Annotated in this window: 8 protein-coding genes; 4 read left to right on the top strand and 4 right to left on the bottom strand. The window is 67.8% G+C overall.

What is annotated here, in order from left to right; translation table 11 throughout:
* The 3 genes from otsB to FFS23_RS19160 all read left to right on the top strand — a co-directional run.
* Positions 1–740: trehalose-phosphatase (otsB, locus tag FFS23_RS19170; RefSeq protein WP_137899856.1), on the top strand; the 740-nt coding region annotated here is incomplete at its 5' end.
* Positions 741–763: 23 nt separating this feature from the next.
* Positions 764–2,542, top strand: a complete 1,779-nt coding sequence (locus tag FFS23_RS19165; RefSeq protein WP_038661070.1) for a glycoside hydrolase family 15 protein — start codon at positions 764–766, stop codon at positions 2,540–2,542.
* On the top strand, positions 2,524–3,945 hold the full coding sequence (locus FFS23_RS19160; RefSeq protein ID WP_137899855.1) for an alpha,alpha-trehalose-phosphate synthase (UDP-forming): 1,422 nt from the start codon (positions 2,524–2,526) through the stop codon (positions 3,943–3,945). Before FFS23_RS19165 ends, FFS23_RS19160 begins: the two co-directional genes overlap by 19 nt.
* Here the strand turns inward: FFS23_RS19160 and FFS23_RS19155 are convergent.
* From FFS23_RS19155 to FFS23_RS19140, 4 genes are all read right to left on the bottom strand, one after another.
* Positions 3,884–4,987: a mechanosensitive ion channel family protein gene (locus FFS23_RS19155; RefSeq protein WP_137899854.1), complete on the bottom strand. Its 1,104-nt coding sequence runs from the start codon at positions 4,985–4,987 to the stop codon at positions 3,884–3,886. The two genes, FFS23_RS19160 and FFS23_RS19155, sit on opposite strands and share 62 nt — an antisense overlap.
* 350 nt (positions 4,988–5,337) lie before the next feature.
* Positions 5,338–6,441 carry a PepSY-associated TM helix domain-containing protein gene (locus FFS23_RS19150; protein WP_137899853.1) on the bottom strand — a complete coding sequence of 368 codons (1,104 nt, stop codon included), beginning with the start codon at positions 6,439–6,441 and terminating at the stop codon, positions 5,338–5,340.
* The gene (locus tag FFS23_RS19145) at positions 6,438–8,477 is read right to left on the bottom strand and encodes a TonB-dependent receptor (RefSeq protein WP_137899852.1); all 2,040 of its coding nucleotides are present in this window, start codon (positions 8,475–8,477) and stop codon (positions 6,438–6,440) included. Before FFS23_RS19145 ends, FFS23_RS19150 begins: the two co-directional genes overlap by 4 nt.
* A 68-nt stretch (positions 8,478–8,545) precedes the next feature.
* Positions 8,546–8,956 (bottom strand): DUF2946 family protein, encoded by a 411-nt coding sequence (locus tag FFS23_RS19140; RefSeq protein ID WP_137899851.1) that lies wholly within the window; start codon positions 8,954–8,956, stop codon positions 8,546–8,548.
* 99 nt (positions 8,957–9,055) lie between these two features.
* Here FFS23_RS19140 and FFS23_RS19135 point away from each other — a divergent pair.
* Positions 9,056–9,760, top strand: a 705-nt coding sequence (locus FFS23_RS19135) for a hypothetical protein (RefSeq protein ID WP_249340763.1), incomplete at its 3' end; no start/stop codon positions are given.

Below are 9,760 nucleotides of genomic sequence, written 5' to 3'. Positions count from 1 at the left end.
ACCTCCCCCCGCCCCCCGCCGACCTGCTGCGCGACGCCGCTCTGTTCCTCGACTTCGACGGCACGCTCGTGGAACTCGCCGAGCATCCGGAGGCAGTCGCGGTCGACGCGCGCCTCGCCGCCTTGATCGAGCGGCTGTCGGATCGGCTCGACGGCCGCGTCGCGATCATCTCCGGCCGCCCGGTCAGCGGCATCCGCGCCCTGTTCGGCGATCCGCATTTCGCCATCTCGGGCAGCCACGGGCTCGAGGTGCGCTGGCCCGACGGACGGCACGAACGCGCGGAACGCCCGGCCGCCCTCGACCGTATAGTGACCGAGATGAAAGCCTTCGCAACTGCAACATCGGGTGTGCTGGTCGAGGAGAAGCCGCTCGGCGCCGCGCTCCACTATCGCGCCGTGCCGGCCGCCGAAACCGCGGCGCATGCCCTCGCCACCCGCCTCGCCGCCGACGCCGGCCTGCATCTCCAGACCGGCAAGATGATGGTCGAGGTGCGCGTCCCCGGCGCCGACAAGGGCACAGCGCTCCACGCGCTGATGCAGAGCCCCGCGATGGCCGGCCGCCGCCCCGTCTTCCTCGGCGACGACGATACCGACGAGCCGGCGATGGTCGCCGCACGCACGCTAGGCGGCGCCGGCGTGCTGATCGGCGCGCCGCGTGATACCTCCGCCGCTTATCGTCTCGATACCGTCGCCCAGACCCTCCAATGGCTCGAAGCCGCAACCGAAAGCCTCGCCGCATGACCCCTGAGCCCGATGCGTCCGCGATGAGCGTCGACCTCTGGCCGATCGGCAATTGCCAGGTCAGCGCGTTGATCGATCGTGCCGGCCGCTTCGTCTGGGCGTGCGTGCCGCGCGTCGACGGCGATCCGCTCTTCTCGGCGCTGGTCGGCGGCGCGGAGCCGGACAGCGGCTATTGGTCGATCGGCATCGAGAATTCGGTCAAGGTCGAGCAACACTACATCCGCAACACGCCGATCCTCGTCAGCACGCATACCGACGATGCCGGCAACGTGCTGGAGGTCACCGACTTCTGCCCGCGTTTCGTGCGGACGGGACGCACCTATCGCCCGGTCGCCTTCGCGCGCATCGTCCGGCCGATCGCCGGCAGCCCGCGCGTCACCGTCAAGCTGCGCACCACCTGCGGCTGGGGCGGCACCTGCCGCGAACAGATAGGCGGCTCCAACCATCTGCGCATCCTGCTTGATTCGATGCAGCTGCGCCTCACCACCACCGCGCCGATCGGCATGGTGCAGGAAGAGCGCGCCTTCCGCCTCGAACGGCCGCTGCATTTCTTCCTCGGGCCGGACGAAAGCTTCAGCGGCGACCTCGCCGAGACGCTCGAGGCGATGCTCGCGCAGACGATCACCGAATGGCAGGAATGGGTGCGCGGCCTCGCCATCCCGCTGGAATGGCAGGACGTCGTGATCCGCTCGGCGATCACGCTGAAGCTATGCCAGCACGAGGAAACCGGCGCGATCGTCGCCGCGCTCACCACCTCGATCCCCGAACACGCCGGGTCGGAGCGCAACTGGGACTATCGCTATTGCTGGGTGCGCGACGCCTATTACACCGTACAGGCGCTCAACCGGCTGGGCGCGCTCGACGTGCTGGAGGGCTATCTCGGCTATCTGCGCAACATCGTCGACAGCGCCGCGGGCGGCCATATCCAGCCGCTATACGGCGTGCTCGGGGAACCGACGCTCGAGGAGCGCTTCGCCCCCGGCCTCACCGGCTATCGCGGCATGGGGCCGGTGCGCGTCGGCAATCAGGCCTATGAGCAGATCCAGCACGACGCCTACGGCCAGATCGTGCTGTGCAGCGTCCACGCCTTCTTCGACCAACGGCTGTTCCGCCAGTCGGGCCGCGAGGATTTCGAAAGCCTCGAACATGTCGGCGAGCGGGCGTGGCAGTTCCACGACCAGCCCGATGCCGGATTGTGGGAGCTGCGCACGCGGCAGAGCGTCCACACCTATTCGTCGGCGATGTGCTGGGCGGCGTGCGACCGGCTCGCCAATGCCGCCCACGTGCTGGGCCTCGAAGACCGTCGCGCCTTCTGGCAGGATCGCGCCGACACGATTCGCGCCGAGATCGAGACGCGCGCATGGCGGCCCGAGACCAACCGCATGTCGGCGACCTTCTCGGGCGACGATCTCGACGCCAGCCTGATCCAGCTGCTTGACCTGCGCTTCTTCGAGCCCGACGATCCCCGCTTCATCGGCACGCTGGAGGCGGTGGAAAAGGGCCTGCGCCGCGGCAGCCACATGTTGCGCTACGATACCGAGGACGATTTCGGCCTGCCCGAGACGGCGTTCAACGTCTGCACCTTCTGGCTGATCGAGGCGCTACATTTCACCGGCCGCCATGCCGATGCGCGCGCGCTGTTCGACGAGATGCTGGCACGGCGCACCGCAGCGGGGCTTCTCTCCGAGGATATCGACCCGACATCGGGGGAATTGTGGGGCAATTACCCGCAGACCTATTCGCTGGTCGGCATGATCAACTGTGCCGCCCTGTTGTCTAAACCATGGAGTTCGATCCGCTGAGCCGCCTGATCATCATATCCAATCGCGTTTCTGCCCCGAAGGGCTCTGACTCCGGTGCACAGGGCGGCCTTGCGGTCGCGCTCGCCTCCGCATTGCGGGAATATAAGGGGATCTGGTTCGGCTGGTCGGGCGATCAGACCGACGAATATACCGGCCAGATCACCTTCCAGCGCAACGAAGGCGTCACCACCGCAACCGTCGATCTCGAAGAGCAGGATATCGACGAATATTACAACGGCTATGCCAATCGCACGCTCTGGCCGCTGTTCCATTACCGGGTCGATCTGGCCGAATACGAACGCGAATTCGCCGGCGGCTATCAGCGCGTCAACGAACGCTTCGCCGATACCGTGCAGCCGCTGATCGAAGAGGACGACGCGGTCTGGATCCAGGACTATCACCTGTTCCCGCTCGGCGAGGAGCTGCGCAAGCGCGGTGCGACGAACAGGCTTGGCTTCTTCCTGCACATTCCATGGCCGCCGCGCCGGCTGCTGTCGATCCTGCCCGAGGCGCAGGCGCTGGTGCGCAGCCTGTTCGCCTATGACGTCATCGGCTTCCACACCGACGAATGGCTGCATTCATTCCGCGACTATGCGCTCGCCGAACTCGGCGCGCGGATGGAAGGCGACGAGCTGGTCCTCGACGATCGCCGGGTGAAGGTGATGGCCTGCCCGATCGGCATCGACGCCAAGGAATTCGCCGGCCTCGCCACCAGCACGCGCGGCCGCCTCGCCTTCCGCCAGATGCGCGATGCGGCGGTCGGCCGCGACATGATCGTCGGCGTCGACCGGCTCGATTATTCCAAGGGACTGGAGGAGCGGTTCCTCGGCTACGAACGCTTCCTCAACGAGCATCCCGAGGAACGCAAGGAAGTCACCCTGCTCCAGATCGCGCCGCCCAGCCGCGCGACCGTCGGCAGCTATCAGAAGATCCGCAGCACGCTGGAGGGTCTCGCGGGGCGGATCAACGGCGGCTATGCCGATATCGACTGGGTGCCGATCCGCTACGTCAACCAGGGCTATCCGCGCGACGTGCTCGCCGGCATCTATCGCGCCGCCAAGATCGGGCTGGTCACGCCGCTGCGCGACGGCATGAATCTCGTCGCCAAGGAATATGTCGCGGCGCAGAACCCGGAGGATCCCGGCGTGCTGATCCTGTCGCGCTTCGCCGGTGCCGCCTGCCAGCTTACCGACGCGGTGCTCATCAACCCCTATTCCGCCGAGGAGATGTCCGACGCGATCATGCTCGCGTTGCGCATGCCGCGCGAGGAACGGATCGAGCGCTGGACCAAGATGATGGACGTCATCACCCGCGAGGATATCGGCTGGTGGCGCAAGACCTTCACCGATGCGCTGATGGGTCCGACAGTGGAGACGGAGCAGGAGCAGACGGAGCCCGCATGAGACGTTCCCGGGGCAGCGCCTCGGGCATCTCGGCGCGGATGAAGGCATAGATCGCCTCACGCACGTCGCAACGCAGGTCGAAGGCGGTCGAGGCGTCCTTGGCGGTCATCAGCCCGCGCAACTCCATCGTTCCGTCGGGCTTCGAATCGGTCACCTGCAGGTTGAAGAAGCGCTGGTCCCAGCGCGGATTGGCGCGGACGACCTCCTCCAGTTTGGCGCGGATGCGCGGCACGTCGGCGGCGGGATCGAGATACCAGAACACCGAGCCGAGCAACGCGCTCGTCTCGCGGGTCCAGTTCTGGAAGCTGTTTTCGAGGAACTTGGAGACCGGCACCACCAGCCGCCGGTCGTCCCAGATCCGCACGACGACATAGGTCAGGCGGATGTCTTCGATCCGCCCCCATTCATTGTCGATGATGACGACGTCGTCGATGCGGATCGGCTCGGTGAACGCCATCTGGATGCCGGCGATCAGATTCTTGAGCGCGGGCTGGGCGGCGGCACCGATCGCGAGGCCGGCGACGCCCGCCGAGGCCGCCAGCGTCACGCCGATCGTGCGGACGCTGGGGATGCTCATCAGCATCATCATCACGGTCAGCAGGATCAGCACGAACACGCCGATCCGGTGGAGGATGCTGATCCGCGTCCGCCGCCGCCGCGCACGCAGGTTGTCGGTGGCGGTGATGTCGAACCGCACCTCGCTGAGGTCGCGATAGGCGGTGAGCGCGGCGAGCAGCATCCAGCCGAACATCGCCGGGGTGAGCAATCCGATCACCCGCTGCCAGATCGTCTCCCAATAGCGCGGCAGGTCTAGCCCCGGCCCCGACGCGGCGAGCGCGACGCCGATCATCAGCCAGAACGTCGGCCGCCCGAGCCGCGCGATGAGGATATCGTCGGTCTTGGTCGCGGTCCGGCTGGCGACCTTGCGCAGCACCGCGAACAGGATGCGATGCACCACCGCCAGGATCAGCACGAAGACCAGCACCCCGGCCAGCCGGGCCTGCCATTCGGGCAACGTCACGTCGAGATAGGGGATACGCATCGGGCTAACACGCACGACCGCGGTTAAGGCTCCCTGGCTTGCGGTGGTTCATGCTGCAGCTGCGAAGAAGGGTGTTCACGCGGAGGCGCGAAACGAATGATTTATGCTGGAGCGTTGAGCCTTTGAGATTGAGGGTCGGGGTCAGTGAATCACCCGGCATCCTTCCACCACCGTTCGTACTGAGCTTGTCGAAGAACGGTGGGACTCACCTGCCCTTCGACAAGCTCAGGGCGAACGGGCCGGGGGTGGGTCAGCAAGATCAGGCGTGTCTCCGACAACAGATATTGCTTCTCCGCGCCTCCGCGTGAACCATTCTCTTCGCGTCTTCGCGTCTTCGCGTGAACACCTCCTCAGCCAGCCGCGGAACGCGCCCGCACCCGCCACCGCCACACCCCCGTGACGAATAGCACCGCCGGCAGCAGCCCCGACACGAACACCAGCCACCGCCCGAACAAGCCGAACGCCTCCCCGTCGTGCAGCGGATGCAGCCACGTCAGCAGCACGTCGCCGCCGCTGTCGCGCCGCGCGTCGCGCACCGCCAGCACCCGCCCGTCATAGGGATCGAGCCACACGTTGCTGCGCGGGAAACGCCGGCTTGGCTCACCGGGCAGCGCGAAATTGACCCGCACCACGCCGCGCGCATCCGCCGGCGTCTCGATCCACGCCAGCGCGCCGCCCGGCAGCGCCCGCTCCGCCCGCCGCACCAGATCGTCGAGCGGCAGGACTCCTGCCGCCCGCGGCACGCTCGACAATCGCGGCGGCACGAACAGCGGCGAAGTTCGCGCCACCACGGGACGTACCTGATCGGGCAGGTCGAGCATCGCCCCCGTCACCGTCACGACGATCAGCACCAAGGCCCCGCCGATCCCCGTCCATTTGTGCCAGTCATACAGGCGTCGCGACCGCACCGCACCGCGCTTCCACGCCAGCGAACGACGCCAGCCGCCCGGCCGCGGCCACCACGCCCACAAACCGCTGATTAGCATAGCGAGCATGACGATCCCGGCGATCCCCATCACGATCGCCCCCGGTTCCTCGAGCAGCAGCCGGTAATGGAGATCATAGATCCACGTCGTCCAGTAATCGCCCCAATGGCCGCGCCGCACCACCCGCAGGCTGACCGGGTCGAGCCACAGCATCAGCGGCGCGAACGCCCGCCCCCGCGTCTCGACGGGCTGGTAATAGCGCACCGGGATCGGCCCGCCGTCGGGCGTCACCTCGATGCGCCACGCGCCCGTCCGCCCCGGCTCGGCACGGTGCAAGGCGGCATAAACCGCCTGCCACGACGTGGGCCGCGCCCCCGCCGCCACCCGCGCGAGGCCCGGATGCAGCGCGCCGTCGATCGCGGTGTAGAAGACCAGCACGCTCCCGGTCAGCCCGGTGAGCGCGAACAGCGCGCCCACGCTCAGCCCCAGCCACAAATGGATGCGCCGGACGACGACCCGCGCCCTCACAGCGTCAGCCGCACGCTGCCATAAAGCGCGCGGCTATCGGCCGGCGAGTGCAGCACCTGCGTCCCGTCATACCACACATATTCGTAACGACGGTTGCCGATGTTCTTCAGCTGCGCCGCCACCTCGAGCCGCGGCAGCACCCGCCACGCCACCTCGCCGGCCACCACCAGATAGGCGCCGTAGCGCGGCAAGGTGTTGGCGGGCGTCAGCTCGTAGCTCGACTGGCCATTGCCCCACAGCGATACGCGCCACCGCTCGACGGGAACGACATCGACCCCGCCGGAGAACAGGTTCTGCGGCACATGGTCGATCCAATTGCCCGCCTGCGACGGCGTCGCCGGATCGGGCGTGACGATCCGCGCCCGCTGATAGGAATAGGCGCCCCACAGATTGACACCCTTCACCGGCGTCACGCTGACCTGCACGTCGAGCCCGCGCCGCCGCGTCGCGCCGAGATTGTCGCTGTCGCCGGAGGGATCGTTGAGCCGCCGCTTGATCTCGCCGCTCGCGGTCTGCTCCCACAGCGCGACGCGCGCCTCCAGCCAGCGACCCCGCGCCAGCTTGACCCCCGCCTCCCAGCCCTCGTTGATCGACGGCGCAAGGTCGGTGGTGCGCGGCGGCACCTTGTAGGCGCCGGCGCCGACGCCGATCTGGAACGTCCGCCCGTAATTGCCATAAGCGGTGACACCCGCCACCGGGGTGATCGCGACGCTCAATTTGGGCTGGCTGATCGTGCCGTAATCGTTGATCGGATAGCGCTGCCCGTTCAGCCGGTTGCGCAGGGATCCGGAGACGGTGTCGAACCGCCAGCCCGGCGTGATGCTCAGCCATGCGGTGGGCTCGATCACTGCCTGCGCATAGCCGCCCGCGACGGTCAGGCCGAACGCCTGGTCGCGCGTCTGGCTGATGATGATGCGGCTGGCGGTCAGCCAGCGCAGGCTTTCGTTATCCTGCACCTGCACGTCGCCGCCGACCTCCAGCATCAGCCGGTGCAGGAAGGCGACCCTCGGATGATAATGGAGCGTCGCCAGCGCGCCATATTGGTCCTCACGCGCTAGCCGCCGCTGCTGCGCCACCGTGGCGGAAAAGCGCACGAAGCGGTCGTCGTGCAGCCCGTTGGCATAGCCCTTGGCGCTCAGCGCCAGCGTATCGGTGAGATCGGCATCGAGGTGCAGGCTGTACTGGCTCATCTGCCGCCGCCCGCCGTCGGTCGCCGAGACCGGATAGGAGCGCCGCCGGTCGGCATAAGCGTCGGCGTCGGTGAGATAGCCGGGCTCCTGCGCCTCGACCTGCGCGTAGCGCGCGATCCCGCCGAGCCGCACCGCGCCCCAGTCGTAGAACCATTTGCCCGCGAGGCTCACCCGGTCGAGCCCGGCGTGATCGCGGAAACCATCGCTGTGGCGATAGCCGACGAAGTAATTCTGGCTGAGCCTGCCCGTCTCGACACCCGCCGAAAGCTGTCCCTCAGCAGTGCCGAACGCCCCGCCGAGACCCCGTGCGTCGAGATAATTGCCGCCGATCCGCGTCGCGATATCGGCGCTGCCGGCGATCGCATGCAGGCCGTAGCGCGGATCGGCGGTGCCGCGCACCAGCTCGACCTGCGCGATGTCGAGCGGCATCACCGCGTCGATGAACGGCATGCCGCCGTCGTTGGCGTTGCTCGGCACGCCGTCGATCAGCAATTTGACCGCATTGATCTCGCCTTCGCCGTTGAAGCCGCGGATCGAGAAGCGGCCCGAGGTCGTCCCCTGGTTGAAGTCGGTCAGCGAGACGCCGGGCAGCCGCGCGAACAGCTCCCATGTATTGTCGACGCTCTGCCGCTGCGCGACGTCGCCGCCGAGCCGGTCGATCGAGGTGACGATATTGCTGGTCGAGCGCGCCATGTCGCGCGCAGTGACGACGATGTCGCCGACCGAGAAACTGGTGTCGTTGGCGTCGGCATCATGGTCGTGGCGCTGCGCCCATGCCGGCGTCGCGAGGACGGGGGCGAGGGCGAGCGCGACGCCCGCCGCCGTGGCGGTTCGTAGGAAGATCATTGCAGGCAATTCCCGATCCTGGCGCGTGCCCTCTCCCGGGCCGCACCGTCAGTGTCGTTGTGGATGGATCAGGAAAGGCGCGGCGGTCCGCGCATCGGCGGCCGCACATGCGCGCGGTCGCGCAACGCCGGCCAGCGCGTCGCGCGCACGCCGAGCGCCATGACGAAGGCGATCGCGAGCACCAGCAACACCGGGTCGACCGGCGTCGTCGCCGCCTGCGCCAGCGCGCCATAGGGACAGGGCATGTCGGTGGCGGGATGATCCGCCTCGCGATGGCCGCCCGAACCGTGATGGCCGCCATGCGCCATCGCCATCGGCGCGACCGGACCGTAGCCGCTGCACATTTGCAGCACCGGCCGCCCGTCGACGCTGCCGACCATGAACCCCGCCGGCACCAGCAGCCGCACCGCAAGCGCCAGCGCCGCCAGCCACAAAGCGAGCGAGCGATGATCCAGCAACAGGCGGCGGAGCGACGTCACGGCTGCGTCTTAGGCGAGGCCGCAGCCCCTGTCATCGACCTGGATCAGGTAGGATAATCGTAATGTCCGCGGGCTAAACTTCCGTCTAGTATGAACGCCATGCACCGGTCCCTGCTCCGCCCGCTCCTCGCTACGCTGCTGCTGCTCGGCACGCTGTTCGGGTCGGCCCCGGCGTGGGCGGCGGTGACGATCACCTTCTGGAGCCATGAATTGGGCAACAGCTTCCCGCACGCCTTCTTCACGCTGCGCGGCGTGCAGGATGCCGGCGGGCCGCCGGTCGACGTCAATTACGGCTTCACCGCCAAGTCGGTCTCGCCCGCGCTGCTGATGGGCAGCGTCGCCGGTCGGCTCGACATCTCGCGCCCCTTCTACATCGGCACCAGCGACGCCCAATTCTCGGTGGTGCTGAGCGACGCACAATATGCGCAGATGCTGACGCTGATCGCCGCCTGGGACGAGAAGACCGGCGACGGACGCTACAATCTCAACGATCGCAACTGCATCCACTTCGTCAAGGAAGCCGCCCGCATCGCCGGCCTGACCGGTCTCGATCATCCCAAATTGATGAAGAAGCCGCGATCCTATCTGCAGGCGGTGGCGGCGGCCAATCCCGACCGCGTCGCGGTGATCCACATGCACGGCAAGGCCTATCTCGCCTCGCTGCCGCCGTTGACGGCGGCGCCGGTGAGCACGGCGGCGACCGGCCCGGTGCCACCGGTTGCGGCGCCGGTAGCGATGATCCAGCCGCTACCGGCGCCGCAACCGGTGGCACCTGTCTCTTATACTCCTGTCCGAGCCCACGAG

The sequence above is a fragment of the Sphingomonas sp. 2SG genome, assembly GCF_005503285.1.
Lineage (GTDB): Bacteria > Pseudomonadota > Alphaproteobacteria > Sphingomonadales > Sphingomonadaceae > Sphingomonas > Sphingomonas taxi.
Note: the sequence above shows the minus strand (reverse complement) of the source record. Positions and strands in the feature narration are given on the sequence as shown.

Excerpts from the sequence above, each read along its gene's own strand:
- FFS23_RS19165 (WP_038661070.1), top strand. The coding sequence starts at position 764 with ATGAGCGTCGACCTCTGGCCGATCGGCAATTGCCAGGTCAGCGCGTTG.
- FFS23_RS19160 (WP_137899855.1), top strand. The coding sequence starts at position 2,524 with ATGGAGTTCGATCCGCTGAGCCGCCTGATCATCATATCCAATCGCGTT.
- FFS23_RS19155 (WP_137899854.1), bottom strand. The coding sequence starts at position 4,987 with ATGCGTATCCCCTATCTCGACGTGACGTTGCCCGAATGGCAGGCCCGG.
- FFS23_RS19145 (WP_137899852.1), bottom strand. The coding sequence starts at position 8,477 with ATGATCTTCCTACGAACCGCCACGGCGGCGGGCGTCGCGCTCGCCCTC.